Here is a 16,549-nt window from a genome sequence, read left to right as displayed (position 1 = left end):
GTTTCAATGACATGGGATGTGGTGAGCAGTGGTGAACAGCATGCAGTTCGGAGTCTTCACCGTCGGTGATGTCACGCCCGACCCCACCAGCGGCCGGACGCCGAGCGAGCACGAGCGGATCAAGGCGATGGTGGCGATCGCCCTGAAGGCGGAGGAGGTCGGGCTGGACGTCTTCGCGACCGGCGAGCACCACAACCCGCCGTTCGTGCCGTCCTCGCCGACCACCATGCTCGGCTTCATCGCCGCGCGGACCGAGCGGATCATCCTCTCCACGTCCACCACCCTGATCACCACCAACGACCCGGTGAAGATCGCCGAGGACTTCGCGATGCTCCAGCACCTCGCGCAGGGCCGGGTCGACCTGATGATGGGGCGCGGCAACACCGGGCCGGTCTACCCGTGGTTCGGCCAGGACATCCGCCAGGGCATACCGCTGGCGATCGAGAACTACGCGCTGCTGCACCGGCTGTGGCGGGAGGACGTGGTCGACTGGGAGGGCCGCTTCCGCACCCCGCTGCAGTCCTTCACCTCCACCCCGCGCCCGCTGGACGGCGTGCCGCCGTTCGTCTGGCACGGCTCGATCCGCAGCCCGGAGATCGCCGAGCAGGCCGCCTACTACGGGGACGGCTTCTTCGCCAACAACATCTTCTGGCCCAAGGAGCACTTCAAGAAGCTGATCAACCTCTACCGCGAGCGCTACGCGCACTACGGCCACGGCACCGCCGAGCAGGCCGTGGTGGGTCTGGGCGGCCAGGTCTTCATGCGCCGCAACTCCCAGGACGCGGTACGGGAGTTCCGCCCGTACTTCGACAACGCCCCGGTCTACGGCCACGGGCCGTCGCTGGAGGAGTTCACCGACCAGACCCCGCTCACCGTCGGCAGCCCGCAGGAGGTGATCGAGAAGACCCTCGCCTTCCGCGAGAGCTTCGGCGACTACCAGCGCCAGCTGTTCCTGATGGACCACGCCGGCCTGCCGCTGAAGACCGTCCTGGAGCAGCTCGACCTCTTGGGCGAGGAGGTCGTCCCCGTGCTGCGCAAGGAGTTCGCCAAGGGCCGGCCCGTCGAGGTGCCGGACGGTCCCACCCACGAGGCGCTGGTCGCCAGGCAGGCCGCCGCGGCCGCACCGGCCGCGGGCAGCACCGTCCGACCCGGAACGAGCACGGAAGCAGAGAGGTGAGCACCATGGACGCCCTGAAACTCGTGGTCGTCTCGGCCGGGCTGAGCAAGCCCTCCTCGACCCGCATGCTGGCGGACCGTCTCGCCGCCTCCACGGCGCGCCGGTCGGGGGCCGGCCGGGTCGAGGTGCAGGTGATCGAGCTGCGGGACCTGGCCACCGGGATCGCGGAGAACCTCGTCACCGGGTTCCCGGGGGCGGCGCTGCGCGAGGCCGTCGAGGCGGTGGCACTGGCGGACGGCCTGATCGCGGTGACGCCGATCTTCTCCGCCTCCTACAGCGGCCTGTTCAAGTCGTTCTTCGACGTGATCGACAACGACGCGCTGACCGGCAAGCCGGTGCTGATCGCGGCCACCGGCGGGACGGGCCGGCACTCGCTCGCACTGGAGCACGCCGTCCGGCCGCTGTTCAGCTACCTGCGGGCGATCGTCGTCCCGACGGCCGTCTACGCGGCGACCGATGACTGGGGCAGCGGCGGGGACGCGCACACCGACGAGCTGCCGGCCCGGATCGACCGGGCGGCAGGGGAGCTGGCGGGCCTGATGGACCGCCGGCCGGTGGTGCCCGAGCTGGCCGCCGCGGTGGTCCCGTTCGCCGAGCAGCTGGCGGCGCTCCGGGTCTGAGCGCGTGCCCCCGGACCACCCCGGGTACCCCGAGGGCCTGGCCGAGGGACGCCTGGCCGAGGGGCGGCGACGGGCGGCGACCGCGACGGCAGGGGCCCGGTACGAGCATGCTCGTACCGGGCCCCTGCCGTCGCCGGGAGACCCGGCGGCGCCGGGCGGGCGGGCCCCGGGCAGCGTGACCGGGCGGCCCCACCCCGGGACGGCCGGAGGCCCGTCCGCCCGGCGCCGGCGGTCCGCCGTCCGGGGCCCGCCGCGCTCCGCCGAACGGGTGGGCCGGGTGGCGGCGGGCGCCCCGTCCCGGGCCCGCTGCCGGTCGGCGCGGGCCCGCCCGGCAGGCGCCGGGCAGGCCCCGGACCCCGGCCCCGTCCGGGTTCCTGCCACCCGCCGCAGCGGTGGCCGGGGCCGTGATCCGCGCCGATACTCGGCCGGAGGGCCGCCGTGACCGTGGCCTCTCGCCGACCCCCCCAGGATGTGTGCTGACATGACGCCGCCCGCGGGCCAGCCGGCCCGGAGCCCCGCCGCCCCGCCGATCGCCGACCTCCAGGCCGTGCTCAGCCCGCTCACCAGCGCCGCCGTGTTCCTGGTGGCCACGGTCACGGCCGGGGGCGAGGGAACCGTCCGTGAGCTGCTGCCCGAGCTGGCCGGGCTGCGCAGATCGGTCGGCTCCCGCGTCCCCGCCGCCGGGCTGACCTGCGTCACCAGCGTGGGCGCGGCGCTCTGGACGCGGATGTTCGCGGGCCCGCGCCCGGCGGGTCTGCACCCCTTCCGGGAACTCGTCGGCGCCCGGCACCGCGCCGTCTCCACCCCGGGCGACCTGCTCCTGCACATCCGCGCCGAACGGATGGACCTCTGCTTCGAGCTGGCCGCCCAGGTCGTCGACCGGCTGGCCGGTGCGGCCACCGTGGTGGACGAGGTGCACGGCTTCAAGTACTTCGACGAGCGGGACCTGATGGGCTTCGTCGACGGCACCGAGAACCCGGCCGGCCGGGCCGCCGAGGAGGCCGTCGTCATCGGGGCGGAGGACCCGGACTTCGCCGGCGGCAGCTACGTGATCGTGCAGCGCTACGTCCACGACATGAAGGCCTGGAACGCCCTGCCGGTGGAGGAGCAGGAGCGGGTGATCGGCCGCACCAAGTCCGCCAACATCGAGCTGGACGACGAGGCCAAGCCCGCCAACTCCCACGTCGCGCTCAACTCGGTGAACGCCCCCGACGGCTCGCAGCTGCAGATCCTGCGCGACAACATGCCGTACGGGACGGTCGGGCGGGGCGAGTTCGGCACGTACTTCATCGCCTACTCCCGCACCCCGGCGGTGACCGAGGAGATGCTGCGCAACATGTTCCTCGGCAAGCCGCCGGGCAACTACGACCGCATCCTGGACTTCTCCACCCCCGTCACCGGGTCGCTCTTCTTCACCCCCTCGGCCGCCCTGCTCGGCGACCTGCCCGGGCCGCCGGCCGAACAGACGCGAGGCCGGCACCGCACCGACCCGCCGGCCGGGCCGGACCCCGGGCCGGATCCCGCGCCGGACCTCGTGCCCGGCCCCGGAACCGGGCCCGGCCCGGCATCCGCACCCGACCGCGCGCCCGCGCCCGTACCCGCCGGCGCGGACGGCTCGCTCGGAATCGGCAGTCTGAAAAGGAGCACCGCCCGATGAACAACCTGCATCGTGAACTCGCCCCGATCTCCGCCGCCGCCTGGGCCGAGATCGAGGAGGAGGCCAGGCGCACCTTCAAGCTGCACGTCGCCGGGCGGCGGGTGGTCGACCTGCAAGGGCCGGAGGGCGAGACGCTGGCGGCCGTCGGCATCGGCCACCTGGAGGACATCGCCCCGCCGGTCGAGGGCGTCACCGCGCACGCCCGGCGCTCCAAGCCGGTGGTGGAGCTGCGGGTGCCGTTCGCGGTCGACCGGCGGGCCGTTGACGACGTTGAACGCGGCGCCAAGGACTCCGACTGGCAGCCCGTCAAGGACGCCGCCCTGACCATGGCCCGGGCCGAGGACCGGGTGGTCTTCGACGGCTACCGGCCCGCCGCGATCGCCGGCATCCGGGAGAGTTCCTCCAACCCGGCGCTGACCCTGCCGGCCGACGTCCGGGACTACCCGAACACCGTCAGCCGCGCGCTGACCGCGCTCCGGCTGGCCGGCGTCAACGGCCCGTACTCGCTGCTGCTCGGCGCCGAGGCCTACACCGCCGTCAACGAGACCTCCGACCACGGCTACCCGGTGCACAACCACCTGGCCCGGCTGCTCGACGGCGAGATCATCTGGGCGCCCGCGATCGAGGGCGCGCTGCTGCTCTCCACCCGGGGCGGCGACTACGAACTGCACCTCGGCCAGGACCTGGCGATCGGCTACCACGCGCACGACGACCAGAGCGTGCAGCTCTACCTCCAGGAGTCGCTGACCTTCCTGATGCACACGGCGGAGGCGGTCGTCACCCTGGACCAGAGCGGCCCGGCCTGACCCCGGCCCGGTCCTCCCCGCCGGCCGGGGACGCCGCACCCGCCGGCGCCTGCGCCGCGGCCGCCCGGGCGGTAACCCGGGCGGCGTCCTGGGCGGTCACCGGGGTGAGCAGCAGGACCAGCGCCGACGGGTCGTCGACCGGCCGGAACGAGGACAGCGACAGCCGGACCGGCCCGGCGCCCGGCAGTTCCACGGTGACCGTACGGGCGGTCAGCTCCGCGACCGACCGGCAGCCCCACCAGTGCCGCAACTCCGGTACGTCCTGGTCGAGACGGTGGTACAGCTCGGTGGTGCGCGGATCGGCGACGGCCGGCCCGGCCTGGGCCCGGAAGTGCTGGAAGACGTTCATCGCCAGCGGCTCCCAGTCGTGCACGGCGCTGCGCAGCCGCCGGTCCGCGACCATCAGCCACATCAGGTTGCGCCGCTCCTCGGAGACGGCCTCGGGCGCACCCCACACGGCGCTCCAGGCGGAGTTCCAGGCGAGCAGGTCGAAGTAACGGTCCAGCAGCACCGCCGGGCTGGCCGGCCAGGAGTCCAGCACCGGGCGGACGGCCGCGCCCAGCGCGGCGCGGTCGGCGGCCCCGGTCGGCGGGCCGGCCGGTTCGTGGAAGCCCGCCAGTCGCAGCGCGTGCCGCAGCGCGGGCGGGTCCAGCCGCAGCGTACGGGCGACCGCCTCCAGCACCTGCCGGGAGGCCGCCACCCGGCCCTGCTCCAGCCAGGTGTACCAGGCCAGGCCCACCCCGGAGAGCGAGGCCACCTCCTCCCGTCGCAGGCCCGGGGTGCGCCGGCGGGAGGTCGCGGTCAGGCCGACGTCGGCGGGCTTGAGCAGTTCGCGGTGGGCCCGGAGGAAGGCGCCCAGTTCCTGTCCGTGGGCGGGGGCCGGGCTCCGGGTGCCGGCCGCGGCGGCCGGACGAGTCGGGGTGCGGGCCGGGACGGGGGCACGGGACGGCCCGGAGGTGCGGGCGGGGGCCGGGGCATCGGGGTGTAGCGGCATGGCGGGGCGTTCCCATCGAGGGTGGCTGGGCCGCGCCCGGTACGGCGCGGGGAGACGGCGGCGCGGCCGGCCGCGCCATGGGCCGCCGTCGGACCGGGGACGCCGCGAGGCCTGCGGGGCTTCGGACCGGCCTAGGGCGGCCCGGGGGCCTGCCGGGCCCGGCCGAGCGGGCGCCGTCCGGCCGACGGTGTGCGGGCGGCCGGTCTGCGTGCGGTCGGCGGTCGTGCGGTCGGCCGGCGGTCCGGAGCGGAGGTTCCGTGGGGCGGTCAGCGCCCGGCGCGGGCGGGACAGCGCTCGTCGAAGCACCTGCGGTGCCACGAGCCGCCGATGCCGACCAGGGTGAAGTCGGTCCGCCAATCTGCCATGCCACCAGCCTATTTGGGTGCTTCGACGCAGGTCAAGGATGGTCCGAGGGCTGAGCGTCCGGCGCCGTCGGTCCTATGACCCCGGGTATCAGCAGAAACTCCTCACTGGTTGCCGCCGGCCCCGGTCCGGATCCTTCGTCACAGCGGCCGGCGGCCCCGTGAGCCGCGCCGGCGACCCGGGGCCCCCACCCGCCGGCCGCCCCGAGCCGCCTGACGTCCACGGACGTCCCCGCCACTCCGTCCCTGAGACCACCGCCGCCACGGAAGGACCGCTGATGCCCGCCCCAGCCCGCCGGAGTACCACCGGCCGGCCCGCCGGCCCGCCCCGGCGGGAGCACCGATGAGACGGTTCCTGCTCCGCAGGGTGCTGCTCGCCGTGCCCACCCTGCTCGGGGTCACCGCGCTGGTCTTCGCCACCGTCGCCCTCGTCCCCGGTGACCCGCTGACGGCCTTCCTCGGCCCCGGCGCGCCGCCCGAGGCCCGCCGGGAGCTCGCCGAACGCCTGGGCCTGGACGAGCCGTTGCCCCTCAGGTACGCCGTGTGGCTGGGGCACGCCGTCCGCGGCGACCTCGGCGTCTCGATCGCCGGTCAGCGTCCCGTCCTGCAGCTCCTGCTGCCCGCCGTCGGCCAGACCCTGCTGCTGACCGCGGCCGCCTTCCTGCTCGTCCTGGTGGGCGGCGTCCTGCTCGGCGCGCTCGGCGCCGGCCGGCCGCGCGGGGCCGCCGGCCGCCTCTCCGGCGCGCTCGGCACGCTGGCCGTGTCCGCCCCGCAGTACTCGGTCGCGCTGCTGCTGGTCGCGCTCCTCGCCGTCCGGTGGCGGCTGCTGCCCGCCGGCGGCACCCACGACGCCTTCGGCGGCGGCGGGACGGCCGACCTGCTGCGCCACCTCGTGCTGCCCGCCGTGGCGGCCGCCGTCGTCCCGCTCGGCCTGACCGCGCGGGTCTTCCGGGCCGCGCTCGGCGGCGTCCTGGCGGGCGACCTCGCGGACGCCCTGCGCTCCCGCGGCCTGAGCCGCGCCGCCGTCCTGCGGCACTGCGTGCACAACGCCTCCCCGGCCCTGCTCACCATCGGCGGGCTGCAACTCGCCTACCTGCTGGAGGGCGTGGTGTTCGTGGAGACCCTGTTCGCCTGGCCCGGCCTGGGCGGGCTGCTGTACGACGCGCTGTCGGCCCGCGACCTGCCGGTCGTCCAGGGCGGGGTGCTGGTCGTCGCGGTGGCCTTCGTGGGCGTGAACATCGTGGTCGACGCGGCGCACGCGCTGATCGACCCGCGGATCCGGAGCCCGCGATGACCGGCCCGCGTCCCGTCCGGGCCCGCCTCCGGCGGCCGGCCCGGCCCCGTCCCTCTCGGTCGGCGCTGCTGCGGACGGGCGGCCGGGCGCTGCCCGCCGTCCTCGCCCTGCTGGTGGTGCTGGTGGCCGTCGTCGCACCGCTGCTCGCCCCCTACGACCCGGCGGCCGGCTCGCTGCACGAGCGGCTGCTCGACCCCGGCGCCCCCGGACACCCGCTCGGCACCGACGGGCAGGGCCGGGACATGCTCAGCCGGCTGCTGCTGGGCGCGCGGCCGTCGCTGGCCTGCGGGATCGTGCCGGTGGCCGTCGCCACGCTGGCCGGCACCGCCCTCGGCGTCACCGCCGGGCTCGGCGGCCGGGTCACCGAACAGGTGCTGCTGCGCGCGCTGGACGTGCTCTACGCCTTCCCCGGGATCCTGTTGGCGATCGCGATCGCGACCCTGCTGAAGGGCGGCGCCGGCACCACCGTGCTCGCGCTGTCGGTCGTGCTCACCCCGGCGGTGGCCCGGGTGGCCTTCACCGAGGCGCGGCGGATCCGCTCCGCCGAGTACCTGGAGGCCGCCCGGGTCAGCGGCGCCGGGCCGGCCGTGCTCGCACTGCGGCAGGTGCTGCCGGTGGTGGCACCGGTCGTCCTGGTCTACAGCTCGTCGCTGGTCGGGCTGGCCGTCGTGTACGCGGCCGGGCTCTCCCTCCTCGGCATCGGGGTGGCGCCGCCGGTCGCCGAATGGGGCGCGATGCTCGACGAACTGCGGCCCAGCCTGCTGACCCATCCCTGGATCGCCGTCCAGCCGGCGCTGACCGTGCTCGCCGCCTCGGTGGTCTTCAACACCCTCGGCGAGGCCCTGCGCCACCGGATCGGCGGCGAACTCCACGACACCGGCGGACCGCACCACGCCTCCGGACCGCACGACACCGACGGCGCGTCGGCCTCTCGCGGCCGGCACCCCGCCCCGGAGGCCGCCCGATGACCCCGGCCCCCGCCTCGCCCGCCGCCCGGCTCCTGATCGACGACCTCGCGGTCGGCTATCCCACCCCCGACGGCCCGGTCCGGGCGGTGGACGGCGTTTCGCTGACCGTCGCGGCCGGGGACGCGCTCGTCCTGCTCGGCGAGTCCGGCAGCGGCAAGAGCACCGTCGCCCGCACCGTCCTCGGCCTGCCCGGCCGGACGGCCCGGGTCACCGGACGGGTCCGGCTCGACGGCACCGACCTGACGGCCCTGGACGAACGCGCCCTCGGCCGGGTCCGCGGCCGCCGGATCGGCTACCTCCCGCAGGACCCGGCCGGCGCGCTGGACCCGCTGCGCCGGATCGGCCCCCAGCTGGTCGAAGTCCTGCTCCGGCACCGCAGGGCCGCGAACCGCAGGGCGGCCCGGACGGCCGCCGCCGCCCTGCTCGCCCGGGCCGGCCTCCCCGACCCGGACCGGGTCGCCCGGAGCCGTCCGCACGAACTCTCCGGCGGCCTGCGTCAGCGCGCCGCGCTGGCCCTCGCGCTCTGCGGTGACCCCGGCCTGCTTGTCGCGGACGAGCCGACCACCGCCCTCGACGCCCTCGTCCAGGCGGAGGTGCTGGACCGGCTGGCCGCCCTGCGCGCCGAGCAGGGTCTCGCCCTGCTGCTGGTCACCCACGACCTCGCGGTCGCCCGCCGGGTGGGCGGGGCGGTGGCCGTGATGCGGGCCGGGCGCATCGTCGAGACCGGCCCGGCCCAGCAGGTGCTCGCCCGGCCGGCGCACCCGTTCACCGCAGCCCTGGTGGCCGCGCAGCCGGGAGCCGGCCGATGAGCGCGGGCGGACCGGGCTCCAGCCCCGGCGGACCGGGCGCTGCCCGGGCCGGCGGCGCCGGCACCGGTCGTGACCCCGACCGTGACCCTGGCCGTGATCCTGGCCGCGGCCCCGCGCCCGGCCCGGCACCGCTGCTGGCGGTCGAGCAGATCGTGAAGCGCTACCCGGGCGGGCACCTCGCCCTGGACGGCGTCAGCCTGCGGATCGCCGCCGGCGGGGCCACCGGCCTGGTCGGCGAGTCCGGCTCCGGCAAGTCCACGCTGGCCCGGCTCGTCCTCGGCCTGCTCGCGCCGGACGCGGGCACCGTGCGGTTCGCCGGGCAGGACCCGTACCGGTTGCGCGGCAGGTCGGCCCGGGGCGTCCGGGCCCGGCTCCAGTTCGTCCCGCAGAACCCGCGCGGCTCGCTGAACCCGGCCCTGCGGGCCGGCGAGGCCGTCGCCTTCGCCCTGCGGGTGCACGGCACCCCGCGACCGGAGCGGGCGGAGCGGGTCGCCGAGCTGTTCCGCCTGGTCGGCCTCGAACCCGGTCTGGCCCGGCGCCGCCCCCGCGAGCTGTCCGGCGGCCAACTGCAACGGGTGGCGATCGCCAGGGCCCTGGCGACCGGCCCCGACCTGGTGGTCTGCGACGAGCCGACCTCGGCGCTCGACCGCGGCGTCCAGGCCCGGGTGGTCGACCTGCTGACGGAGCTGCGCGAGCGCACCGGCCTGGCCTACCTGTTCATCTCCCACGACCTCGCGGTGATCCGGCACCTGGCGGAGCACGTGCTGGTGCTGCGGCACGGCCGGGTGGTCGAGGAGGGCCCGGCCGCCACGCTCTGGGACGCCCCCGCCGACCCGTACACCCGGGCCCTGCTCGCCGCCGCCACCGGCCGGACCGCCCCCGCGGCACCGCGGCCGACACCGCCCTGAGCGGCCGACCGCCACCCCCGAACGTCCCTCCCCCGTACCCGCACCCCCCGAACGGCAAGGAACCACCACCATGACGCACCATCGTCCGAGACGTCCCGCCGGGCCCCGCCGCACCGCGGGCCGGACCGCCGCCGCACCGTCCGCCGCCGCACTGGCCGCCGCCGCGCTGCTGCTGAGCACGGTCGGCTGCGCAGCCACCGGCAGCGCGGAGGGGGCCGGCGACGCGGCCTCCGGCGGCCGCGGCGGCACCCTCGTGATCGGCGCCACCGGCAAGCTGCCCAACCCCGACACCGTCATCGGCGGCGCCGGTTTCGAGGGCAAGCGACTGGTCAGCTTCCAGCTCTACGAGGGCCTCACCCGCTACGACCTGTCGACGACGGACGCCCCGCCGGAGATCACCGGCGCGCTGGCCGAGACCTGGACGGTCGCCGCCGACGCCAGGACCTGGACCTTCACCCTGCGCAAGGGCGTGAAGTTCCAGGACGGCACTCCGTTCGACGCCGACGCCGTGGTCTTCAACCTGGACCGCTACCTCGCCAAGGGCAGCGAGTTCTACACCGACGCCCTCGGCGCCGCGGCCAAGGAGTACGCGGGCGGCATCGTCCAGTACCGCAAGACCGACGCCGACCACGTGGAGCTGGTCACCAAGGACCCGAACGGCCACTTCCCCGAGGACCTCGCGCACGTCCTGATCGCCAGCCCCACCGCAGTGCGCCGTACCGGATCGGCCGGCTTCGCCCAGCACCCGGTCGGCACCGGTCCGTTCGCCTTCGCCTCGCAGACCGAGGGGCAGCAGATCGAACTGGTCGCGAACAAGGACTACTGGCGCGGGGCACCCAAGCTCGACAAGCTGGTGATCAAGCCGCTGCCGGACGTCGCCGCCCGTACCGCGGCCCTGCGCTCCGGCGGCGTGAACTGGATCGAGTACCCCAACCCGGACGACATCGACAGCCTCAAGGCCGAGGGTGCGCGGATCGCCACCAACAGCTACGACCACCTCTGGTACTGGATCCTGGACGGCTCGAAGGCGCCGTGGAACGACCCCCGGGTGCGGCAGGCGGCCAACTACGCCGTCGACCGCAAGGCCATCGCGGAGAAGCTGCTGCACGGCACGGCCGACCCCGCCTACCAGGCCGCGCCCCGGGCGACCTTCGCCTACGACCCGGCGGGTGACCTCTACTCCTACGACCCGGCCAAGGCCAGGCAGTTGCTGGCCGAGGCCGGCCGCGCCGACGGGTTCACCACCTCGGTGACCGTGCCGACCGCGGGCTCGGGCAACCTGCTGCCGGTGCCGATCACCGAGGCGATCCAGCGCGACCTCGCCGCGGTGGGCATCAAGGTCGAGATCCGGACCACCGACTGGTCCACCCTGATCGGCGCGGAGGCGAAGGGCGAGGTCGCCCTCGGCTCGGACGCCGTCGCCCAGTCGACCACGCTGTTCCAGTCCGAGGCGCTGCTCCCGCTGTTCATCGGCAGCAAGAGCCCCTTCTGGACGGGCCACTACAGCAACCCGAAGGTGGACCAGCTGCTCGGTTCGGCGGCCGCCTCGCCGGACCGGGCGGTGCGCCGGGCCGACTACCGGAGTGCCCTGGCGCAGGTCACCCAGGACGCGCCGTGGCTGTTCGTGGTCAACGACCGCAACCCGCGGGCGCTTTCGCCCAAGGTGCGGGGCCTGGTGCAGCCGCAGTCCTGGTTCCTCGACCTCACCACGGTGTGGGTCGGGAAGTAGCCCCACGCGGTGGACGGGTGCCGCCCCACGCTCCCGTCGCGCCCGTCCACCCCGTCGTCCTCCCGCGGCCGTCCGCCCCGCCGTCAGCCCGCTCGTCCCGCGCCGCCGTGCGCCGCGGCACCGTCCCGCTCCACCAGGAAGGGCCCCACCACCATGACCACCCCCAACGACGCCCCGGGCCGCTCCGGGCCGCCGGCGCCGCCCGGATGGGGCGTCACCCTGCCACTGCCCGGCCTCACCCTCGACCGGCACCGCTTCCTGGTGGAGCGGCTGCCGGACCTGGGCTACACCGACGTGTGGACGGCGGAGGGCGGCGGCACCGACGCCTTCACCCCGCTCGCGGCCACCGCCGCCTGGTCCTCGTCCCTCCGGATCGGGACGGCGATCGTCCCGGTGCAGACCCGGGGCCCGGCGGTGCTCGCCCAGACCGCCGCCACGCTCGCCCAACTCGCGCCGGGCCGGGTGCTGCTGGGGCTCGGGTCATCCGTCCCGGCGCACGTCGCCGACATCAACGGCATCCCCTTCGAGGAGCCCTTCAAGCGCACCCGGGACGTCCTGCGGTTCGTCACCCGGGCCCTGCGCGGTGAACACGTCGCCGGTGACTTCGACACCTTCTCGATCGCGGGCTACCAGCTGCCGCACCCGCCGGCCGCCCCGGTGAAGGTGCTGCTCGGCGCCCTGCGGCCCGGCATGCTCCGGCTCGGCTTCGGCGAGGGCGACGGCGCGATCAGCAACCTGCTCCTCCCCGAGGACGTCCCCAAGGTGCTGGCCGCCGTCGGGCCGCAGCCACCGGGCAAGGAACTGGTGGTCAAGGTGTTCGTCAGCCCCACCGAGGACGCCGCGCACGTGCAGCGCGCCGCCCGGCCCTTCCTGGCCTGGATCCTCAACCGGGAGCCGTACCGGAAGTTCCACGAGTGGCTGGGCAACGGCGAGTTGCTGCGCGAGACGCACCGGCTCTGGGCGGCCGGCGACCAGGAGGGCGCACGGCGGGCGCTGCCGGAGGAGGTGGTCCGGGGGCTGTTCGTCAGCGGCTCGCCCGAGGAGTGCCGGGACCAGATCCTGCGCTACCACCTGCCCGGGGTGACCACCCTGCAGTTGTACGTCTCGCTGCCGGCGGAGGTGCTGGCCGACCGGGACCGACTGCTCGACGTACTGGCCCGGCTGGGGCCGGCGGCGGGCCGGGTCCGGCCCTGAGCCCTGAGCCCTGAGCCCTGAGTTCTGAGCCCGGGCCCCTGGTTCAGCCCGGTACGGGAGGCGGCCGGCTCAGCGGCGGCCGGTGGCCGCGTCCGGGCCGGCGAGCATCGTGGTGAGGGCCCGGACCTGGGCGTCCCAGTCCTCGGCGGCGACCCGGTGGGTCTCCTGCCCCTGCGCACAGGGGTTCGCCGTGCTCTGCGGCAGGGCGGCGGCGAGGTCCAGCCGCAGCGGCAGCTCCCGCCCGCCCCGGGCCCGCTCCAGCGCGAGCACCTGGTCGTTGGTGACCGCCATCGACAGCGTCGCCTCGGCCGCTTCGCCGGTGGGGGCCAGCGGTACGACGGCGGGTACGAGGAGCCCGATCCACTGCGGGCCGCCGCCCAGGTGCTCGGCCCACGCCTCGCCGCCCAGGTGGACCTGGTTGCAGCCGGCGGACGCCAGGACGGTCTCCACCCGCAGGCGGAAGGTCAGCCGGTGCACGCCGAGTCCCGGCAGCAGGGAGACCGACCGCCCGGACTCCGGCGCGCCGATCCTCAGCAGGCCGCCGTCGGCGAATCGCAGGTCCAGCACCATCGGTCTTCCTCCTCCACGGCGGGCACGGCCCCGGCCCGGGGCCGCGGCGGCCAGCGTAGTGCCCCGCCCGCCGCCGGTCGCACACCACCTCCGTGTTGCCGGTGCCGGCCGGGAGTCGCCGGGGAACCGTCGGGGGAGCGTCACCCGAGGGCCGCCACCGGGGCCAGGAACGGGCTCGCCTCCCCGTGCCACGAGACGTGCAGGGCCTCCCGGGCCCGGGTGCAGGCCACGAACAGCAGGCTCAACTCGCCCAGGAGGTCCTCCTGGTGCTGCTGGGCGTCCACCTCGGGCGGGGTGAGTGCGTTGCGCATGGGAACCGTCCCCTCCGACACGCCGGCCACCGCCACGCAGCGGAACTCCAGGCCCTTGAGGCGGTGCATGGTGCCGATCCGGACCCCGGCCGCCGGCTCCGAGGAGGAGCCCAGGACCGTCGCGGGGATCGCGGCCCGGCCGAGGGCGGCGGCGATGTCCTTGCCGAACTGGACGAAGCGGACGGCGACGCCCACCTCCTCGGCCGGTACCGCGCTGTCGTCGATCCACTTCCTGATCTGCCCCACCAGGGCGTCGAGTTCGCCCACCTTGGTCGGATGGCCGCTGAGCACCGGCCGGCTGCCGTGGAAGGCGGAGCGGTAGTCACTGAGCCGGTCGTCGCCGCCGTCCATGTCGTCGACCGCCTCGCCGGTGAGCAGGGCGGCGGACCAGGCGACGATCTCGTGCGTCGAACGGTAGTTGATGCGCAGCCGGTGGGAACGCCCGGTGACGGAGATCCCCATGCTGCGCAGGGACACCTTGTTCCCGTAGATGCGCTGGTGGGGATCGCCGGCGAGGAAGAGGTCGTCGGGCCGGCCGAGTTCGGTGGCCGCGCGCAGCAGCCGCCACTGCCCGGGGTGCAGGTCCTGGGCCTCGTCGACCAGGACGTGGCGGAACAGCCGGGGCCCGCCGCCGGCGCTGCGCCGGTCGAGGATCCGCGCGGCCTCGTCGCACACCTGGTGGAAGGTCCAGGTGTCGGTGGACCGCAGTTCGTCCGTGAACGCCGTCACCGCGCGCCAGACCTGCGCGCGCTTGAGCGGGCCGAGTGCCGTGCCCCGCCCGGCCCGGGAGGCCTTCAGGTACTCGTCGGCGGTGCTGATCCCCTGCGCGAGGATCACATGGCGCCACTCCTGGTCCAGGAAGGCGGCGGTCCGGTCCAGTTCGAGGCGCCGGGCGATCCGGCCCCAGCGTGCCGTGACGTCGCGCTGGTCGGTGAGGATGCTGAGGCGGTCGGTGTTCCGGTCGCCGCGCAGGATCTCGGAGGCGAGGGCGTCGATGTTGACCACCCGGATGCGCCGGCGCTGCTCGGGATCGGTGACGAGAAGGTGCAGGCTGCGCCGGAGTTCGGCGGCGAGGTCACGGGTGAAGGTGGTGAGCAGGATCGCGTCGTCCGGCGCGTCGTCGGGGAGCGCGGCGGCGAGGTGGGCCGCCCGGTGCAGCGCGACCACGGTCTTGCCCGTGCCGGGACCACCGGTGACCCGGGCCGGACCGTTGTACGACGGGCGGTAGGCGATCCGGTGCTGGGAGGGGTGCAGGAAGACCCGCCAGGCGTCGAAGGGACGTTCCAGCAGGTCCATCAGTTCGGCGGGCCCGGAGACGAGGGCGATCCGGTCCTGGGCCCGGGACATGGCGGCGGCGAGGTCGTCCTGCGGGGCCCCCGCGCCGGCGGCGTCGGCGGCGCTTTCGAGGCCCGCGGCGAGCTGGGTCTGGACGATCTCGCGCCAGACCTCGTCCGCGCTCATCCCCACGGCGAGACCGAACAGCACGTCGTACTGGTGCTCGGGAAGTATCGGGCGCAGGGCGTCGAGCATGTCCTCGGTGTCGAGCCTGCGGGCGATCGGGAGGATCTGCGCGTCTATGCCGAGGCGGGTCAGGTCGGCGTCGGAGACGTGGCCGAACAAGGGCCTGGCCGCGCCCTGGGCCCCGACCTTCGCCAGCCCCGGGGCGAGTTGCTCCAGGGCGATGTCGTTGCGCAGCTCGATGCCCTCGGTGGCGGTGTTCACGCTGGCGCGGTGCTTGAGGGCCCACTCGATGGCGTCGTCGTGCGGCAGGACCTTGAGCAGCAGGAAGCTGTCCCCGCCGTCCGGAGCGAGCACCACCCCGCGGTAGAACTTGTCGATCCGGATGGTCTTCAGCCGCGGGTCGCGGCCGTGGCTCAGCTTCTCCAGGTGCTGCCCGGTCGCCGAGGAGTGCTCGAACTTGTCGAAGGCGTCGGCGACCTTCGTCCGGACCTTCTTCTCCAACTGGGCGAACTCCCGCAGGAAGTCCTTGTGGAGGCCGAGCGTCGGCATGCGAGGGTCCCTTCGGGGCGGGCGGCGGACGGGTCGGTGCTGGCGCTACCAGGGATGATCACCCTACTTCCCGCTCCGGGTACCACCGCCCGTCCCGCCGGTGTCGTTGCCGGCCCCTCGGTCGCCGGCGGGTCCGCCGTCGTGCCGTGCCAGCACCGCCCGCTCCTCCTCCGGGGTGAACCCGCTCCGCAGCGGTGGTTCGCCGCGCCCGCGGTCCCACGCGAGGACGTCGGCGGCGGTCACCTCCAGCGGCGTGGCGGTCAGGCCGGCGGCGCGGGAGCGGGCCGAGCTGCGTTGCTGGGTCGGCCAGTTGTCCCGTACGAGGGGGAAGAACGGCTCCACGCCCTCGGGGGAGACCGGCACGATCTCCACCCGGGTGCCGGCGACCCGGGCGCAGGCCCGGATCAGGCCGCCGAGGGTGACCGGCTCGGCCGGGCCCACCGCGTTGAAGGCGCCCGGGCGGTCGTCCGCGAGCAACTGCACGACCAGGCGGGCGAGATCGCGTGAGTCGACGATCTGGACGGGCTGCTCCGGGTCGCCCGGCAGGGCCACCCGGCCGCCGCGGGCGGCCCGCCGCACCCAGTAGGTGAACATGTCGGAGGGGTCGTGCGGGCCGGCCACCTTTCCGGGTCGCACGACGGTCGCCCGCGCGCCGTAGCGGGCCACCACGTCGTCCTCGCAGGCCGCTTTGAGCGGGCCGTAGGTCTCCTCGACGAGTTCTTCGGTGTCTCGCACGGGGGTGCGGCGCGGTGTGTCCTCGTCGGCGCCCGGGGCCACCCCGCTGCGCCGGTAGACCGCGTTGCTGGAGATGAACAGGTAGCGGCCGACCCGGTCGCCCAGTGCGTCCATCGCCCGGCCGACGTGTCGTGGGACGTAGCCGCTGACGTCCACCACCGCGTCCCAACTGCCTTCGCCGAGCGCGGCGTAGTCGTCGGTCAGGCGGTCGCCCACCAGCCTGGTCAGGCCGGGGAAGAGGTCCGCCCCGGTTCTGCCCCGGCCGAAGAGGGTGACCTCGGCCCCCGTCCGCAGCGCGTCCTCCACCACGGCCCGACCGACGAACGACGTACCGCCCAGCACAAGAAGTCGCATGGGTCCCGACCCTAGTCACGACCGGCGGCCGGTCCGACCGGTTTTCCCGAG

14 protein-coding genes are annotated in these 16,549 nt (G+C 75.3%); 10 read left to right on the top strand and 4 right to left on the bottom strand.

From position 1 onward, the window contains the following. Positions 1–40: 40 nt before the first annotated feature. The 4 genes from J2S46_RS09640 to J2S46_RS09625 all read left to right on the top strand — a co-directional run bounded on the left by J2S46_RS09640 (position 41) and on the right by J2S46_RS09625 (position 4,260). Positions 41–1,177: an LLM class flavin-dependent oxidoreductase gene (locus J2S46_RS09640; protein ID WP_191294323.1), complete on the top strand. Its 1,137-nt coding sequence runs from the start codon at positions 41–43 to the stop codon at positions 1,175–1,177. Positions 1,178–1,182: 5 nt separating this feature from the next. Then, entirely contained in the window at positions 1,183–1,797 is a 615-nt protein-coding gene (locus J2S46_RS09635; RefSeq protein ID WP_191294337.1) for an FMN reductase, read from the top strand. A 481-nt stretch (positions 1,798–2,278) separates the two neighbouring features. Next, positions 2,279–3,454, top strand: a complete 1,176-nt coding sequence (locus J2S46_RS09630; RefSeq protein ID WP_191294322.1) for a Dyp-type peroxidase — start codon at positions 2,279–2,281, stop codon at positions 3,452–3,454. Further along, positions 3,451–4,260, top strand: a complete 810-nt coding sequence (locus tag J2S46_RS09625; protein ID WP_191294321.1) for a family 1 encapsulin nanocompartment shell protein — start codon at positions 3,451–3,453, stop codon at positions 4,258–4,260. Before J2S46_RS09630 ends, J2S46_RS09625 begins: the two co-directional genes overlap by 4 nt. On the opposite strand, the gene J2S46_RS09620 is transcribed toward J2S46_RS09625, so the two are convergent. Beyond that, entirely contained in the window at positions 4,232–5,254 is a 1,023-nt protein-coding gene (locus J2S46_RS09620) for a helix-turn-helix domain-containing protein (RefSeq protein ID WP_191294320.1), read from the bottom strand. The genes J2S46_RS09625 and J2S46_RS09620 overlap by 29 nt on opposite strands. Positions 5,255–5,959: 705 nt before the next feature. Between J2S46_RS09620 and J2S46_RS09615 the strand changes: the two genes are divergently transcribed. From J2S46_RS09615 to J2S46_RS09590, 6 genes are all read left to right on the top strand, one after another. After that, positions 5,960–6,910, top strand: a complete 951-nt coding sequence (locus tag J2S46_RS09615; RefSeq protein WP_191294319.1) for an ABC transporter permease — start codon at positions 5,960–5,962, stop codon at positions 6,908–6,910. After that, the gene (locus tag J2S46_RS09610; protein WP_191294318.1) at positions 6,907–7,878 is read left to right on the top strand and encodes an ABC transporter permease; all 972 of its coding nucleotides are present in this window, start codon (positions 6,907–6,909) and stop codon (positions 7,876–7,878) included. Before J2S46_RS09615 ends, J2S46_RS09610 begins: the two co-directional genes overlap by 4 nt. Then, complete coding sequence (locus J2S46_RS09605; RefSeq protein ID WP_191294317.1) at positions 7,875–8,687, top strand: ABC transporter ATP-binding protein; 813 nt, start codon at positions 7,875–7,877, stop codon at positions 8,685–8,687. The genes J2S46_RS09610 and J2S46_RS09605 overlap by 4 nt, the downstream gene beginning before the upstream one ends. Then, positions 8,684–9,595, top strand: a complete 912-nt coding sequence (locus tag J2S46_RS09600; RefSeq protein ID WP_191294316.1) for an ABC transporter ATP-binding protein — start codon at positions 8,684–8,686, stop codon at positions 9,593–9,595. The genes J2S46_RS09605 and J2S46_RS09600 overlap by 4 nt, the downstream gene beginning before the upstream one ends. Before the next feature lie 70 nt (positions 9,596–9,665). After that, positions 9,666–11,324: an ABC transporter substrate-binding protein gene (locus tag J2S46_RS09595; RefSeq protein ID WP_191294315.1), complete on the top strand. Its 1,659-nt coding sequence runs from the start codon at positions 9,666–9,668 to the stop codon at positions 11,322–11,324. Positions 11,325–11,477: 153 nt separating this feature from the next. Next, positions 11,478–12,518, top strand: a complete 1,041-nt coding sequence (locus J2S46_RS09590; protein WP_191294314.1) for an LLM class F420-dependent oxidoreductase — start codon at positions 11,478–11,480, stop codon at positions 12,516–12,518. Positions 12,519–12,587: 69 nt separating this feature from the next. Here J2S46_RS09590 and J2S46_RS09585 read toward each other — a convergent pair whose 3' ends face one another. The 3 genes from J2S46_RS09585 to J2S46_RS09575 all read right to left on the bottom strand — a co-directional run bounded on the left by J2S46_RS09585 (position 12,588) and on the right by J2S46_RS09575 (position 16,498). Further along, on the bottom strand, positions 12,588–13,088 hold the full coding sequence (locus J2S46_RS09585) for a hypothetical protein (protein ID WP_191294313.1): 501 nt from the start codon (positions 13,086–13,088) through the stop codon (positions 12,588–12,590). A gap of 140 nt (positions 13,089–13,228) precedes the next feature. Beyond that, on the bottom strand, positions 13,229–15,409 hold the full coding sequence (locus J2S46_RS09580; protein WP_191294312.1) for a UvrD-helicase domain-containing protein: 2,181 nt from the start codon (positions 15,407–15,409) through the stop codon (positions 13,229–13,231). A 63-nt stretch (positions 15,410–15,472) separates the two neighbouring features. Then, entirely contained in the window at positions 15,473–16,498 is a 1,026-nt protein-coding gene (locus J2S46_RS09575) for an NAD-dependent epimerase/dehydratase family protein (protein WP_191294311.1), read from the bottom strand. Between the last annotated feature and the right edge of the window lie 51 nt (positions 16,499–16,549).

The organism is Kitasatospora herbaricolor, assembly GCF_030813695.1.
In the GTDB taxonomy this organism is placed as follows: domain Bacteria; phylum Actinomycetota; class Actinomycetes; order Streptomycetales; family Streptomycetaceae; genus Kitasatospora; species Kitasatospora herbaricolor.
The sequence above is the reverse complement of the archived record's forward strand: the minus strand, read 5'-3'. Positions and strand labels throughout refer to the sequence as shown.